Raw genomic sequence first — 15681 nt, forward strand, 5'->3', positions numbered from 1 at the left:
CTTGAGCGAAGAAATCAAACGGCAACAGTGTATCGCTTCGGCGCAAAAAGGGCGAAACCACGGCACCGGCAACCCCTGTGGTCAAAAAATGCCAAATATGAGTACTGTCACCAATTTAGTAACAGCAATTTTGCTACGCATGGGTGTCGGAAGTCTACATTTGTTCAAAAATTAGATGATGTAATTCCCCATAGGTCCAATAAAATAGGCTCTCTATCGATAATAAATATCGTTAGAGAGCCAAATTAACTTAAAATATATGTGACTATCTTGGCAACACTACTCATATTTGGCATTTTTTGTCCACGGGGTATAGAACTAACCCCTCAAACAGCTTCAAAACGCCTATTTCGATGCGCGCTCGGCCGCTTCGATCATGTGTTTGGCGAGAATCGCCGTTGTCACGGCGCCCACGCCGCCCGGCACGGGGGTGATGGCACCAACAACCGGCTCCGCGGCAACAAAATCGACGTCACCCACCAGCTTGCCAGCGTCCTCATCCCAGTTAATGCCCACATCAATGATCGTCTGGCCCTCGCGAACCGCGTCCACACCAATCGTACGCGCGCGTCCAACGGCGGCAACCACAATGTCGGCAGCACGGCACTCGGCAGCAAGGTCGCGCGTATGCGTATGGCACGTCGTCACGGTCGCATTGCGCGCCGTAAGCATGGCGGCAACAGGACGCCCGATCACCAGCGAGCGCCCGACCACAGCAACCTTAGCTCCATCCAGCTCAACACCGTAATGGTCCAGCAAAGCAAGCACGGCTTCGGCTGTACAGGGGGCAAAACCCTCGCCGCGCCCCGAAAGCGTGGTGAGCAGCGAAGCCGGCGTCATGGAGTCAACGTCCTTGGCGGGATCGAGCGCTGCGGCGACGGCGTTCTCGTCAAGGCCGGCGGGCAGCGGACGGAACATCAGACAGCCATGAACAGCCGAATCGGCATTGATGTCCTCGATAGCCGTCAACAGCTCGTCCTGCGAAACATCGGCAGAAAGCAAAACGCGACGAGCCTCAATCCCCACTTTTTCGCAGCGCTTGAGCGCACCGCGCTCGTAGGATAGGTCGTCCTCGCGCTCGCCCACACGCACGATAGCCAACGTCGGAACGACGCCCCGCTCGTGCAGGGCTGCGCAGCGAGCAGCAAGTTCCTCAGTCAAAGCGCGAGCAACGGGAGCACCCTTCAGCAGTTCAGCCATGGCTATCCTCTCTTCCTTGCAGCGTCGGAGGCGCGGCGCGCCAGCGCATCGGCGCGCGGCAACCATGTGTCGAGCAACTCATCACACGCCGTCTCGAGCTTCTCGGCACGAACGCGATCCTTCATAGACGTGGTGTTCGCAAAGAGCGTCAGGCTCGCGCCTTGCATGGCGGCACGGCAGAACACGGCGCCGCACGCCACATCGGACAGCAGTTGACGCGAACCCTTGTCGGCCATGTCCTCGAGCAGCGCCAGCGCGCGCCCGCAGGCATCCATAATGCGATACGGTGGCATGGCGGCCACATGCAGCGCATCCTGAATCGCAGCCGGTCGGGCCAGGTCCTCACGCGGAATACCGTACGCCGCGGACACCTGCCCGTAGGCACGAACGTCCTCGGCAACCAGACCCACAAGTTCCTGCGCCAACTCATCCGCCTGGGCAAACGCGCGCGTCAGATCGTCTGCGCGATCGGCAAGCGCAGGGTTTGTCGCACCGTAGCGGGCAACCATTCCGCACAGCGAGGCGCCCAGCGCGCCCACAAAAGCGCTCGCGCTGCCACCACCGGGAACCGGCTCGCGCGCGGCCAGCGCTTGGGCAAACTCTCGACAGGTTTTATCCATCATCTCTTGGCTCATACGCACGCACCTTCAAGTCATATAGATCGGTCGGGTGGCAACCGCCGGCCAACCGCGTCAAACACGTAATGGTGCTAAGTTTAGCCCATAAGTACATGAGCGTCAGCGCACCTGGCCATCGCGGATTTCTATGGCACGCGATAGGCGTCGACAACGCAAGCATGGGACACATGGCCCACCTTTCGAGACTCCCGAACGACACAAACTGGGGCATATCTATAAACAAGGAACCCGTTGGGGCAACGCCCGCGTACACGCGCCCCATTTAAACAATGGGCACCTCACCCCGAGGAGAGCCGGCAGCACCGCCCCCCCCTCTCTTTTGGACCCGCGCATATTGCCACTTAACGGCGCAAATCCGGCCCTCAGAATGGGACACATGGCCCACCCTAGCGAGCCGTCCACGCGTACAGTAAAGGCAGGTAATCCATGGACGATTACAGATCGAGGAGGACACGGCCATGAAAAAGAAGGCCTTTGCGATTCTCACCCTCTGCATCAGTCTCTTTGCCGCGGTTGCCCTGGTGGGCTGCGGTGGCAGCGGCGGCACTACCGGCAGCGGCGGTGGCGGTGGAGCGGAAAAGCCAGCCGTGGATATGAGGACCGACTTCATTTGGTTTAAGGTCGAGGTTCCCGAGGGCGTCGAGATTACCGACGTTGCCGGCGACACCGCTGACAGGGCCCAGTTTAAGTTCACCGAGAGCGAGCACGCCAGCGATCGCTTCATCCCTGTCTTCGACTCTGACAAGAACGCCGACGAGCTGTTCGACTACGAGGCCAAATGGGAGGCCAACTCCGGATGGACCGAGAGCGATCCCGTTAAGTACAACGGCAAGACCTGGCGCAACGCCTACTTTACGCACTCGGGCGGCGTGACGACCGAGTACTTCACCGACGTTGACGGTGGCAGCGTGTATGTGCGCATCGACAACGTCGAGGAGCACAAGGACGCCGTCGAGACCATGATGAAGTCTCTGGAATTTGCCGATGACATCGCCGAGGCCAAGACCGAGGCCATGGACGTCAAGCTCGACGATATCGAGATCAAGCGTTAAGCGACTGGCGAGCGCAGCGGGAAACACGGGCGCGGTGCAAACAAGCGACGGTACCCCAGCGCTTCGTACCCAGGGAGGGCCGGTAAACCGACCCTCCCTTTCTTATGCCGGTAGCCAACGAACGCGAGGATGCCGGACGCCGGAACCGCTCCAAATGTGGCAACAGTACGAAAACGACAAACACCCCAACACGTCCGCCCACCGATTTATTGCGCCGCGCAGACAATTAAACCAGCATCTTTAAACATCTGGGCAGTATAGTGACCAAAACTATCGCATAACCGCACTCTGCGAATGGAGAAGTTATGACCGAACACCATGCCATCAGCCGCCGAGCGTTTACGCTGGGCCTAGGGCTTGCGGCGTTGTCACCACTTGCAAGCCTGCCCGAAACCGCAGCGCCGGGCATTCCCCTGCGAGCGGCATTTGCAGACAACACACCCGCACCGTCGGACAGCCTCGACAATTTCGTCATTCGCCTTCGCCCCGCGGGCTATTTTCGTACCGCAAGCGTTAACGAAGACGGCAACGTCATCGGCAACGTCTGCCACCTGTTTAATGACGGCACGTCCAGCAAGCTCATCCTTGAGAACGTAACGACCAAGAATGACGATACAAACTGGTATGCCATCCGCACCCTGCTCAATTTCGAAGAGCACAAGAAGACGGGCTACAGCATTTGGTCGGTCGATGGCGACTCGGACAAAGATGGAAAGGTTATCCACGTATGGAGTGGCGAGCATGACGGCAAGGCCAGCCGCTCTTTTGCATTCGAGCGGCAATCAAACGGAACCTATATCATCCGAGACCGCACGGTCGAGAAAAAAACCGAGAAAAAAGACATTAAGTACCTGGCAATAGAATCGAACGGCGAAGACCAGGACAACAATAAGATCTGCCATAAGAGTAAGAGCATTCCGTGGGAGCTCGAACTTATCGGTTACGACATGAAAAAGAACGATGCCACGGTTAGCAGCCTCGACTGGATCACGTACAGCAGCTACGTCGATGGGCCATGTTGGATGAAATACGTCGACGACAACAAGTTCCTCGACGAACTGAGCATCCCGGGTACGCACGATTCGGGCACCTGTAGCGTGGACAACGACACTGAGCCCCAATCCTCGCAAGTAAAATGCCAGCAGGATTACATTCCCACGCAGCTGCTCGAAGGCATTCGCTATTTTGATATCCGGCTCGGAAAGGGCGACAACCCTGGCATCGACCACGGGGATTACTACCTGCTCAAAAAAGACCCGTACTTTATGCATCTTTCCGATGTCATAGGCTACTTCAAAACGTTTTTGAACGAAAACCCGACAGAAGCGCTCATCATGCTTGTATCACGAGGCAACGACGAAGCCACCGACGACAGTGTTACGACGGCTTTCGCCAAGGTTTTGGACGACAACCCCAAACTGTTCTATACGTCGAGCCGCGTTCCCACACTGGGCGAGGTGCGCGGAAAGATCGTTCTGCTGCGTCGATTTAGGCTCGCCGGCAACAGTGTAAGCGGCCACACGTGGGGCCTCGACCTTACCGAATGGGATGACAAGATCAAGGCTCACTCCGACAGCGCCACTATGTGTCTCGTCCAAGACGCGCGGGGCTTTGAAGCCGCGGGGGAAACAGGCGACAAAGAGCCCTATTGCACCAAGGTATACGCCCAGGACAAGTACAAACTCACGGGAACCGACAAGCTCAGCTGGGTCGATAATGCGCTGAAGGAAACGACCGGGCGCACGCGCAACGAGGTAGATGTCGAGGACGATAACGGGACCAAGGAGAAAGTCCTGGAGCGTTGCTGGTCTATCAACTACACCAGCTGCACGGGCTTGTCGCACGGAGGCAATCCTTTTACCTCGGCACGAGTAGTCGACGAGCATCTGTACAAGAGCCCGTACATCAATCCCAGCGGCACCGGGGATACAAAGTCAGATTACCTCAAGCACATTGGCATCATCGCATCCGACTTTGTTGATGCGGCGCTGGCCCGGAGCATCTACCAGCGCAATTACGATACGGAGCACAAGCAGACGGCTTCGTGCTACCTCCCAGCCCGCATGCACATGACATATGGCGACTCGCTGAGCGACGCCTCGCTCCAGGACGGCAAGACCGTTGGCGAGGGCCATTTCCGCCTTGTCGACAGCAGCAACGTACTCAACGTAGCGGCTTCGGGGCGTGCATTTGTCATCGAATACGTTGATGTCGACGCCCTGGGCAACGAGACCGTTACGGGGCTGCAGGGCTCTGTGCCCATCGATATCGATCCACGCGCGCTGACGCCCCATTTTGAGGGACTCGAAGGCCTTAAGGCCGGCGAAGACGTGCGCGCCAAGATTGCGGCATCACTCGAGGGCAAGCTCGAAACCGATGCCTGCACGGCCCAGCTCGAGTTTATGCACGGCGCGAACGGCGCTCCGGGCACAGCAATGGCCGAGGGCGAAACATTTGCCGCAGGAACGTACTGGGTGCGCGTGAACGGTCTCTTGGGCGACGCGGCGCAGAACTACACGCTCGCCAGCGACGGAGCCGCAAGCTTTACCGTAGCGGCCGCTGCCGGTGCAGGCGGCGCCGGCACCGGCAGCGGCACGGGCTCCAACGCAGGCAGCGCTGATAAGAATGGTAAGGGCAACAAGGGCAAGGGCTCGGGCGGAAAACTCGCCGACACGGGCGACGGCTCCGGCATTGCCGCCGGGCTCGCCGCTGCCGCCATGGCGACAACGGTCGCCGGTGCAGCAATGCTTGCCAGTGACCGCGAAGACAGCGAAGGCGCCAGCGAATAGGCAAGCCGGCCTTTTAGACACATCGACTCAATCGGGGGCGCAGAACACCGTTCTGTGCCCCCGATTTTTACCTTGGCCCGAACGCCGCTATCGGCTACATCACCATGTTCAGCGCGTTCACAAATTCCTGGGCCTTCGCACGGCCACTCAGGCTAAAGACGCAAGCGGTCAACAGACGATTGCGCAGAAAATCATCGCGGCCTTTGATTCTATTGACGCCCGTAATGTCCTTAAGATAAACAATCTCGGTGTGCTTGCCACCAAAAGTGCCCTTCTTGAGCACCTCAATACGGTTGGGGTAGATCTTAACGTCTTTAAACCTACCCGAACCTTTGTCCTGGAACAGCAAAGTGTTGTTATCCATGCGTGTCACTCCCGCGGGGTTCGCTAAAACTGCCTCTATGGCCACATTTTAGTCACCGCAAGGCTCCCATGCGAAGGTGCCAGACAGCAAAGCAATTCGTGTCCGCGCGAGGCTTTAAACTAAATGCGATAAAGATGCATTCCACAAGAGGAAAGTGGGGCGACAGTGATGGGCGAACTGGTAAACCGTGGAGAATCGGCAATCGTGCCCGAAGGTTTTTACAAGCAGGTCTCCTCAATTCTCAACGCCGCTCGCGACAAGGCCTATACCGCCGTTAACTTTGCGATGGTTGAGGCGTATTGGGAGATTGGCAAGAGCATTGTTGATGAGCAGGGCGGAGAGGAGCGCGCAGCATATGGGGAGGCATTGATTGCAGGCCTCTCCAGAAGGCTTACCGCGGATTTCGGAAGAGGCTTTGGCATCGCAAACCTTCGCAATATGCGTCAGTTCTTTCTTGCGTTTCCAATTCGCGACGCACTGCGTAGCGAATTGAGCTGGACTCATTACCGCAGGTTGATGCGCATTCCCGACCCTGATGCTCGCGCCTGGTACATGAACGAATGCGCCGATTCTCGTTGGAGCACGCGTCAGCTCGAGCGCCAGATCAACACCATGTTCCGCGAGCGCCTACTTGCCAGCAAAGACAAAGAGGCCGTCACCCAGGAAATCCAAAAGAGCGCCCCGGCTCGTCGCCCCGAGGATATCATCCGCGACCCATATGTACTGGAGTTTTTAGGTTTCTCGGACGATACTGCGTTTCGCGAGAGCGATCTAGAGCAGGCGCTCATCACGCATCTTCAGAAGTTCCTGCTGGAGCTTGGCCGTGGTTTCGCTTTCGAGGCGCGCCAAAAGCGCATCACCTTTGATGGGCGCCATTTCTATATTGACCTTGTTTTTTACAACTATCTGATGCGCTGCTTCGTGCTCATCGACCTTAAGACCGATGACCTTACGCATCAGGACCTGGGCCAGATGCAAATGTATGTGAACTACTACACGCGTGAGCTCATGAACGAAGGCGACAATCCGCCCATAGGCATCGTGCTCTGCGCGGACAAAAGCGATTCGATCGTCGAGTACACGCTGCCCGAAGACAACGACCAAGTGTTTGCCGCCAAATACCTGCCGTATCTTCCAAGCAAGGAAGAGCTGGCGCGCGAACTAAGCGCCGAGTACCGCGCCATCAACGAAGCGACTAATGGCGAAGTGCAAGGATAGCAGCACGTTGCGACCGAAACCACCGCAGCCGTCGCAGGCGCACTCGCGGTTGCGACGCACGCTACGAAACAATATCGGTCATGGACGCCGGCAACGACATTCTAGCCGTGGCTGGCGAGCGTGACCTGACAGGCAAAGACGCGGCCTTCGTCTGATGTGGGTCCATTGGCTGCCACAGAAAAGGGCCGGTTGCAGTCGGCCCTTTAGACGATAATACCTGCGTTGCCCGCGCTTCCGAAGTGTGACTAGCTGAGGAGCGGGTTCCGCGGCACAACCTGATTTTACCCGGTGGGGCGGCTCTTTTGCAGCCGCTCCACTGTTTATTTACATCTGGCACCCTCAAACAATCAGACGGCAGCCCGCACTCCTGAGAGTTGCCCCGCACCCCCGGCCATCACCTTACGGCAACAACCGGTGCTACTCCCCCCTACTTCCCAAATAGCGCACCCAGCAGACCGCGGCGTTTGGGCTTCTCCTCTCGGTAGGAACCCTCGACGGCGGCTGCAACCTGGCGCGGTTGCTCGCCGCCTCCACGGCGCACGATCTGGTACAGGAACGGCGGTTTAACGTATTTGACCTCGATGGGCGTGGCGTGCACGGTGCTCTCACCGGACAGATGCAGGCTCGAGCTGAGCGGCGCCACAATATGCGTCTCGCGCTTGTCGCTAAACACCACCGCGGCCGCACGACCCGTCTGGCCGTTTACGGCGATGCGCACCTGATCGCCGTCGCGGCTGTCCGTTGCCGGACGGTCGACAAAGTACACCGGCACCATAACTAGGCCGTCCTTGTGCTTGCGGGCCTTGCATGCCCACGTGCGGATGCTCTTTTTATTGAGCCCCAGTACAGCCTCGGCGTCGTTGCCCGCAACGTCGAGCGCCAACTTATCAATAACCACCTGGTCCTTGGTAGACGCATCGACGGAGACAACGCGAAAGTCACCTTCCTGCATGGCCGGGTCAAACGGCCCAACCTTGGCAAAGTCCCACGGCTCCAAAATGCCCATGAGGCGAACGTCCAGGTAGTTTGCCCTGGGATATGCCCAGTCGAGCACCTCGTAGTACACCAAGGTCTCCTTGCTCAGGCCCTTGCCCGGGAAGGACGCCATCATGCGCAGGTCCGCCAGCGCCATGGGGAAATAGAAGAGCATCATGTCGTTTTGGATCGCATCTTCCACGTCGTGCCCGGCAAAGGCTTCCGCATACTGGCGCACCAGCTGCAGTGCGTTGGCACGCGCCTGCTGCGGAGTGATCTCGCAGGGAATGCCCTGCTCAGGTACATACTCCGCGCCAACGCCCATGGTCAGTCGCTTGCTAAACTTACCGGGCTTGAGCAGGTCGGCCACGCCAATCTTGTTGCCGCACGACGGGCACTCAAACACACGCTGCGTTGACTCGCCCTCAAAGGACGCTCCGCAGAAGGGGCAAGGAATGCTCACATGCGTGGCCTCTTGGAACTCCTGCGCCGTGCCGCGATCCTCCCACAGCAGATGTTCCAGGACCGACTGATTGCGCCAGTGCGCATTGAAGAAATACCAGTCCGGGTCCTGCGGGCGCTCGAGTTGCGACACATGCGTGAGTTTGAGCAGTCCATCCACCACCGTCAACGGCGTATGGCGAATACCCAAAGCGCTCTTGGGCTCTCCGGCGTCCGACTGCCACGGAATGACCGCACCGCAATAGGCGCACTCAAAGCTGCGCTTAGCCTGGTGCGAGTACATAGGGCCGCCGCAGTTTTGACATTTAATGGCAAACATCTCGTCCATGGAAACGTCCTCCTTTGCACAGGGGCTGTCGACATTAAGTATGTCGAGCAAACAGGCACATGCCCATACCCATGTGGCCCAAAATGGACCACCCAGGCAGACGAGAAGGCTCGCTCGTTAGCACCGGCAGACTATTGCTGCATTTTCTGAGCATCGGTGCACGGCGCCCCCGCGCGAGCTACACTATCCCCTTAAACATGATTGTGAGGACGACCGCTATGCTATTTGTAAATCGGCTGGTACATACGCTTGTTCCCGGCAGCGAGGGCGAGCCGGTCGATGCATCTTGCCGCACCAACGCGGGCTTTGCCGCAAGCCTCATCTGCATTGGCCTCAACATCACCCTGTGCCTAGCCAAGGGCATCGCGGGCCTGCTCGCCGGTTCCGTCTCCCTCATCGCCGACGCTTTCAACAACCTCTCCGATGCCTCGAGCAACATCGTAAGCCTGCTCGGGTTTCGCCTTGCCAGCCGCCCGGCAGACGAAGGCCACCCCTATGGCCACGGCCGCTACGAGTACCTGGCCGGTCTGTTTGTCGCCGTCCTGGTTTGCGCCGTCGGCATCAACCTGATCCTCGAGTCGGTCACCAAGATCATCAAGCCCTCGCTCACCGCATATTCGGCGCTCTCCATAGCCGCCCTCGTCTTGTCCATGCTCGTCAAATTCTGGATGGCCGCGTTCAACCGCGCACTGGGTAACCGCATCGATTCCGAGACGCTCATCGCCACAGCGCAGGACTCCAAAAACGACGTCATCACCTCGGGCTCGGTCTTGGTGGCGGCGCTTATTTCGCAGACGACCGGCTTTGACCTCGATGGCTGGGCGGGCCTGGGCGTTGGTGTCTTCATCTGCATCAGCGGCATGGGCCTGGTGCGCGACGCCATCAGCCCGCTGCTGGGGCAAGCGCCCGACCCCAAGCTCGTCCAGGCAATCCGCGACAAGATCATGTCCTATCCGCAGGTCTTGGGCACACACGACCTCATGGTGCACGACTACGGCCCCGGTCGTCAGTTTGCCAGCGCCCACGTGGAGATGCCCGGCGAGGGCGACGCATTTGAGCACCACGAGATTTTGGACACCATCGAGCACGACATCAAGCGCCAAATGGGCATCGATATCACGCTGCACTGCGACCCCATCGCCACCACCGGCGACGACCTGCGCGGCTGGGTCAAGCGCGGCGTAGCGCAGATCGACCCCGCGCTTTCCATCCACGACCTTCACGAACACGATGGCTTTGTGTCATTTGACCTTGTGCGTCCCGACGGCTTTGACATATCCGACGAGGAGCTGCTGGAGCTCGTCACGCGCATCGTGCACGAGCGCCGACCCGATGCCTCATGCGTCGTTACGTTTGACTCGGGCTTTAGCTCGCCCGACCGTCCAGCAGAGCAGCTGTAGCCTGTTTAACAGCTAGTTTCCCTGCGCGCCCGAGATGCCGTTTTGCAGGGCGTTCCAGGCATCCGTCGCCATGCCGCCCAAGTTCTGCGCGGTATCGCCCAGGTTCTGGGCCGTGTCGCCCAGCTCTTGCGCCTTGTCTCCCAACTCCTGTGCCTTGTTGCTCAAGTCCTCCAGCGTATTGGAGCTCGAGCTGTCGGTACCGCTTTGTCCGTCGGACGAGTTGCCCGAGCTGTTCTTGTGCGTGAGCTGAATTTCGAGGTTACCGTTGTCGTTATAGTAGGCAGAAGTAACGACCCAGTTGGCATCGACGACGGGCGTTGAGCCATCATCAGTCAGGACCACGGCATTCGAAAGATCGGCGCCGCGCGACTTGAGGATCTTCTTGGCGTTGGACCAGTACTGCCCCGGGATATCGCTCAGATCGACGGTGCTAGACGAGGCGGACTCGGTTTGCTCGGCAGTGGCATCGGCCGTTGAACTCCCCCGCTTGTTGAGCATGCCCGACACGATGGCAAACACAATCGACAGAGCAAAGAAGATCGCCAGTACGATGAGGATCTTCTTGATCACGCTCGACGAACGCGACGGCTTCCTCTCCTCGTCCTCGCCATATTGCGGAATCGACTTGGGGTACTCGCGATACGGCTCGCGCGACTCGTAGCGAGGCTGCGCCGTGCGAGGCATATACGTCGTCTGCTGAGGCTGCGGAATGGGATTTTGCGACAGGTCATCATAGGGATTCGGCGTCGAAGCAGCATAAGAATCCTGCGGCGTGTAATCAAACGGATCCGGAGCTGCGTTGCCATAGGGGCCTTGCGAAGATGCAGCGTAAGAATCCTGCGCCGTGTCGCCATAGCCCATAACCCGGGTGGGCTCGGCAGAAGGTTGCGTCGCGGCGGGGTCGGCATAACCGGGGTTGGGAACAACGCGGGTCGCATCGACGCTATCGCCAGCCTGCGCGGAACCGTAGCCGCCCATCACGGTTGTCTTGTCCTGATCCATGCAACGATTCCTTTCCGTCGCGCGTGAGCCTCAAGTTATCCATGCATTCTACCCGCGCAAAAGCCTATGATGGGCAGAGTCCGTCGGTATCTACAAGACATGCGCGGGCCTAAGGATCAAAAAGCCCCGCCGGGCCTTGTGGGCACGGCGGGGCGGACAAGCAGCTATGGACAGCAGACTTAGAACAGGCCGGTGATGTTGCCGTCGTTGTCGACGTCGATGTTTTCGGCCGCGGGCACCTTGGGCAGGCCCGGCATGGTCAGAACACTGCCAGTCAGTGCGACCACAAAGTGGGCGCCGGCGGAAACCTTGAGCTCACGCACCGTGATGCGGAAGTTCTCGGGAGCGCCCAGGGCCTTGGCGTTGTCGCTAAAGCTGTACTGCGTCTTGGCCACGCACACCGGCAGGTTGCCAAAGCCGTTCTCGCGCAGCTCGGCGAGCTGGCGCTTGGCGGCCGGCGTAAAGTCAACGCCGTCGGCGTGGTAGACCTTGGTGGCAACGGCCTCGAGGGCGTCGGCCACATCGGCACCGTCCTCATAGGCAAACTTGAGCTCGCTCGGCTGCTCAATCAGACGCATAACCTCATCGGCCAGCTCGAGCGCGCCCTCGCCGCCCTTGGCCCAGACCTCGGAAAGCTTAACGTTGACGCCGAGCTTCTGGCACTCGGACTCGATGAGAGCAAGCTCGGCCTCGGTGTCCGTCGGGAAACGGTTGATGGCGACCACGCAGGGCAGGCCATAAACGTTCTGGATGTTGTCGACATGACGCAACAGGTTGGGCATGCCAGCCTTGAGTGCCTCGAGGTTCTCCTCGTTGAGATCGGCCTTGGCGACGCCACCGTTGTACTTCAACGCACGAGCGGTCGCGACGACCACGACGGCGCTGGGGCGAACGCCCGTCATGCGGCACTTGATGTCGAGGAACTTCTCGGCACCCAGATCGGCACCGAAGCCGGCCTCGGTAATGGCGACATCGCCAAAGCGCATCGCCATACGCGTGGCCATGATAGAGTTGCAGCCGTGGGCAATGTTGGCGAAGGGACCGCCGTGGACAAACGCGGGCGTGCCCTCGAGCGTTTGCACCAGGTTGGGCTTGAGCGCGTCCTTAAGCAACGCGGTCATGGCACCCTGGGCCTTGAGGTCGCGGGCACGGACGGGCTCGCCGGCAAAGCTATAGCCGACGACGATCTCACCCAAGCGTTCCTTGAGGTCGCTGATGCTCGTAGACAGGCACAGGATTGCCATGACCTCGGAGGCGACGGTGATATCGAAGCCGTCCTCGCGCGGCACGCCCTGGGCCTTACCGCCAATGCCGTCGATAACGTGGCGCAACTGACGGTCGTTCATATCGACGACGCGCTTCCAAGTAATGCGCTTAACATCGATACCGAGCTGGTTGCCCTGCTGAATATGGTTGTCGAGCATGGCGGCCAGCAGGTTGTTGGCAGCACCGATGGCATGGAAGTCACCGGTAAAGTGCAGGTTGATATCCTCCATGGGGATGACCTGAGCCCAGCCGCCGCCGGCAGCGCCGCCCTTAACGCCAAAGACGGGGCCGAGCGAAGGCTCGCGCAGGGCCACGGCACTCTTGACGCCGCGACGACGCAGGCCGTCGGCCAGACCGATGGTCGTGGTGGTCTTGCCCTCGCCCGCAGGCGTTGGGTTGATAGCGGTCACGAGGACGAGCTTGGCCTGGTGATCAGTCGGCTCGTTGAGCAGTGAATAGTCGACCTTAGCCTTGTCGAAGCCGTACGGAATAAGGTGCTTAACGTCGACGCCGGCGTTCTTGGCCACCTCGGTAATAGGCAGTGGCGTGACAGAACGTGCGATTTCGATGTCAGTAGGCATGGGCGGTCCTTTCGTTACCGAATGAGAAAAAGACCAATTCAGCATAGCACGGGCGCGCAATAGTAAAAACGCCCATAACCGATGAACGGCGATATGTTTACCCGATGCCCAGCGATAGCCCAACAGCCCGCCAAAACAAAGCGCCCTAAACGGTAGGTTCAATCCCCAGGTGCTCAAAGGTGCGAAGGGTTGCCTGACGGCCCTGCGGCGTACGAATCATCAACCCGCACTGCAGCAAATAGGGCTCATAGACATCCTCGAGCGTGCCCGGGTCCTCGCCCACCGCGCTGGCAAGGGTCGTAAGTCCCACGGCACGACCGGAGAACGTCTTGGCGAGCGTCTCCAAAATGCGAATATCCATCCAGTCCAGACCGAGCTCGTCGATCTCGAAGAACTCAAGCGCCTGGCGACAGATATCGAGCTCGATGGGGCCGTTGCCGCGCACCTGCGCGTAATCGCGCACGCGCTTGAGCAGGCGGTTTGCAAGACGTGGCGTGCCGCGCGAACGCGAGCCGATCTCGAGTGCACTGGGATGGTCGATCGTCACGCCCAGGATAGTCGCCGAGCGCGTTACAATCTGCGCGAGCTCCTCGACCGTGTAGTAATCCAGGCGATATGAAATGCCAAAGCGGTCGCGCAACGGGCCGGTCAACATGCCTGAGCGGGTCGTTGCCGCTACCAGCGTAAACTTGGGAATATCCAGGCGAATCGAACGCGCCGCCGGACCCTTGCCAATCACGATATCGAGCGCAAAGTCCTCCATCGCGGGGTACAGGACCTCCTCGACCGAACGGTTGAGGCGGTGGATCTCGTCGATAAACAGCACATCACCCGGCTGCAAGTTAGTAAGGATGGCCGCCAGGTCGCCCGTGCGCGCGATGGCAGGGCCACTCGTGGTCTTGATCTGAGCGCCCAGCTCGTTGGCGATAACGGTGGCCAGCGTGGTCTTGCCCAGGCCCGGAGGACCCGAGAAAATCACGTGGTCGAGCGTCTCGCCACGGCTCTGCGCCGCTTCGATCAACACGCGCAGACTCTGCTTGATGTGCTCCTGGCCGCAATAATCGTCCAGGCGCTGGGGGCGCAAAGTGCGGTCGACATCGAGGTCCTCGGCCGTCAGCTCCGAGCCCACCATGCGCTCGCCGTGCGCCATGGATGCCGCCGGCGAGTTGCCGGGCGTCGCCCACAGGTCCTGAGAGTCATCGGCTTCCCACATCACGCATCCATTCCGAGTCGCTTAAGCGCCGCGCCGAGCAGATCCTCGACACGCATATTCTGCCCATCATACCCGCTCAGGGCAACATCGGTCTCCTGCGGGCTAAAGCCCATGGAAAGGAGCGCCGCACGGGCGTCATCGATCGCCGAAGGAGCGGCGGCGGGAACCGGCATCGCAACCTGGCCGGGAATCACGTCGACCGGCACAAAGCCCTTATCCTTGGCAAAGGTGCTCTTGAGTTCCAGGATCAGGCGTTGAGCTGTCTTTTTGCCCACACCGGGCACCTTGGCCATGCCCTTGTCGTCCTCGGCCATCACCAGCGAATACAGCTGCCCCACGGTATAGGTGGAAAGAACGGCGAGCGCCAAGCGCGGGCCAACGCCCGAGACGGACACGAGCCGATCGAACATCGTGCGCTCATCCTTTGAGGAAAAACCGAAAAGTGTCATGGCGTCCTCGCGCACCTGCATACGCGTGTAGAGGCGGACCTCGCCGCCGGGCGTCGGCAACGTGGCCGCAGTGCTGCCCGAAATGCCGAGCTCAAAGCCAACGCCCGACACATCGACGACAGCAGAGCTCATCGTGACCTCGACAAGCGTTCCGTGGAGCTGGGAAATCATCAGTATCCGGTTCCTCTCTGTTGATAGAACTCGCCACCGGTGAGGGCGCGGGTGCGGCTGAGGTTTACGTGGCAGATGGCGCAGGCAAGGGCATCGGCGGCATGGTCGGGATGCGGGTCGTGATCGAGCTGTGTGAGCGTGCGTACCATGTAGGCGACCTGCCGCTTGTCCGCGGCGCCGGTGCCCACCACAGCCTGTTTGATCTGCATGGGCGTGTACTCGCCAATCTCGAGCGCGCATTCCGAAAGCGCGACGAGTGCAGCACCGCGGGCATGCGCCGTGGGGATGGCGGAACGAACGTTGGCGCCAAAGTAGATGCTCTCGACAGCAGCCGTGTCGGGTCGATAACGCTCAACGACATCCTTAAGGTCATGGGCGATATGCGACAGGCGCACCGCGAGCGGACTTCCGGCACTGGTCTCGATGCAGCCGTAGGCACGGCAACGAACCTCGCCACGCCGCTCCTCGATAATCCCCCAACCCGTATGAGCCAAACCGGGGTCAATGCCCAAGATAACCAAGCAGACCTCCCCTCGCCACAAGCACAGCGCAAGACAAGGCCCCGCGCACTAT

Annotated in this window: 14 protein-coding genes; 5 read left to right on the forward strand and 9 right to left on the reverse strand. The window is 59.7% G+C overall.

Annotation, left to right across the window (positions count from 1 at the left end):
- Position 1 precedes the first annotated feature (1 nt).
- A complete protein-coding gene (locus AAAX34_RS04620; RefSeq protein WP_349110192.1) occupies positions 2-175 on the forward strand; it encodes a hypothetical protein in 174 nt (57 codons plus the stop codon).
- Between the two features lie 170 nt (positions 176-345).
- Here AAAX34_RS04620 and AAAX34_RS04625 read toward each other — a convergent pair whose 3' ends face one another.
- A complete protein-coding gene (locus AAAX34_RS04625) occupies positions 346-1200 on the reverse strand; it encodes a bifunctional 5,10-methylenetetrahydrofolate dehydrogenase/5,10-methenyltetrahydrofolate cyclohydrolase (protein ID WP_349110194.1) in 855 nt (284 codons plus the stop codon).
- 2 nt (positions 1201-1202) lie between these two features.
- Positions 1203-1835, reverse strand: coding sequence for a cyclodeaminase/cyclohydrolase family protein (locus AAAX34_RS04630; protein WP_349110196.1), 633 nt, complete (start codon positions 1833-1835; stop codon positions 1203-1205).
- 461 nt (positions 1836-2296) lie between these two features.
- Here AAAX34_RS04630 and AAAX34_RS04635 point away from each other — a divergent pair, with 461 nt between their 5' ends.
- Positions 2297-2890: a hypothetical protein gene (locus AAAX34_RS04635; RefSeq protein ID WP_349110198.1), complete on the forward strand. Its 594-nt coding sequence runs from the start codon at positions 2297-2299 to the stop codon at positions 2888-2890.
- A gap of 305 nt (positions 2891-3195) precedes the next feature.
- Positions 3196-5679, forward strand: coding sequence for a phosphatidylinositol-specific phospholipase C (locus AAAX34_RS04640; protein ID WP_349110200.1), 2484 nt, complete (start codon positions 3196-3198; stop codon positions 5677-5679).
- A gap of 94 nt (positions 5680-5773) precedes the next feature.
- On the opposite strand, the gene AAAX34_RS04645 is transcribed toward AAAX34_RS04640, so the two are convergent.
- Positions 5774-6043 carry a hypothetical protein gene (locus AAAX34_RS04645; protein WP_349110201.1) on the reverse strand — a complete coding sequence of 90 codons (270 nt, stop codon included), beginning with the start codon at positions 6041-6043 and terminating at the stop codon, positions 5774-5776.
- A gap of 168 nt (positions 6044-6211) precedes the next feature.
- On the opposite strand from AAAX34_RS04645, the gene AAAX34_RS04650 reads away from it, so the two are divergent.
- A complete protein-coding gene (locus AAAX34_RS04650) occupies positions 6212-7261 on the forward strand; it encodes a PDDEXK nuclease domain-containing protein (RefSeq protein ID WP_349110202.1) in 1050 nt (349 codons plus the stop codon).
- Positions 7262-7688: 427 nt separating this feature from the next.
- Here the strand turns inward: AAAX34_RS04650 and AAAX34_RS04655 are convergent, their stop codons facing one another.
- Positions 7689-9026, reverse strand: a complete 1338-nt coding sequence (locus tag AAAX34_RS04655) for a hypothetical protein (protein ID WP_349110204.1) — start codon at positions 9024-9026, stop codon at positions 7689-7691.
- A 218-nt stretch (positions 9027-9244) separates the two neighbouring features.
- Between AAAX34_RS04655 and AAAX34_RS04660 the strand changes: the two genes are divergently transcribed.
- Positions 9245-10426 (forward strand): cation diffusion facilitator family transporter, encoded by a 1182-nt coding sequence (locus AAAX34_RS04660; RefSeq protein WP_349110206.1) that lies wholly within the window; start codon positions 9245-9247, stop codon positions 10424-10426.
- A gap of 12 nt (positions 10427-10438) precedes the next feature.
- On the opposite strand, the gene AAAX34_RS04665 is transcribed toward AAAX34_RS04660, so the two are convergent.
- The 5 genes from AAAX34_RS04665 to ruvC form a co-directional block, all read right to left on the reverse strand.
- On the reverse strand, positions 10439-11428 hold the full coding sequence (locus AAAX34_RS04665) for a hypothetical protein (protein WP_349110208.1): 990 nt from the start codon (positions 11426-11428) through the stop codon (positions 10439-10441).
- A gap of 179 nt (positions 11429-11607) precedes the next feature.
- Positions 11608-13275: a formate--tetrahydrofolate ligase gene (locus tag AAAX34_RS04670; RefSeq protein ID WP_349110210.1), complete on the reverse strand. Its 1668-nt coding sequence runs from the start codon at positions 13273-13275 to the stop codon at positions 11608-11610.
- Positions 13276-13420: 145 nt separating this feature from the next.
- Positions 13421-14488 carry a Holliday junction branch migration DNA helicase RuvB gene (gene ruvB / locus AAAX34_RS04675; RefSeq protein ID WP_022095140.1) on the reverse strand — a complete coding sequence of 356 codons (1068 nt, stop codon included), beginning with the start codon at positions 14486-14488 and terminating at the stop codon, positions 13421-13423.
- On the reverse strand, positions 14488-15108 hold the full coding sequence (gene ruvA / locus AAAX34_RS04680) for a Holliday junction branch migration protein RuvA (RefSeq protein WP_349110211.1): 621 nt from the start codon (positions 15106-15108) through the stop codon (positions 14488-14490). The genes ruvB and ruvA overlap by 1 nt, the downstream gene beginning before the upstream one ends.
- Positions 15108-15629, reverse strand: a complete 522-nt coding sequence (ruvC, locus tag AAAX34_RS04685) for a crossover junction endodeoxyribonuclease RuvC (RefSeq protein WP_022095142.1) — start codon at positions 15627-15629, stop codon at positions 15108-15110. The genes ruvA and ruvC overlap by 1 nt, the downstream gene beginning before the upstream one ends.
- Positions 15630-15681 lie beyond the last annotated feature (52 nt).

Source organism: Collinsella sp. CLA-ER-H4 (assembly GCF_040092395.1).
In the GTDB taxonomy this organism is placed as follows: Bacteria; Actinomycetota; Coriobacteriia; order Coriobacteriales; family Coriobacteriaceae; genus Collinsella.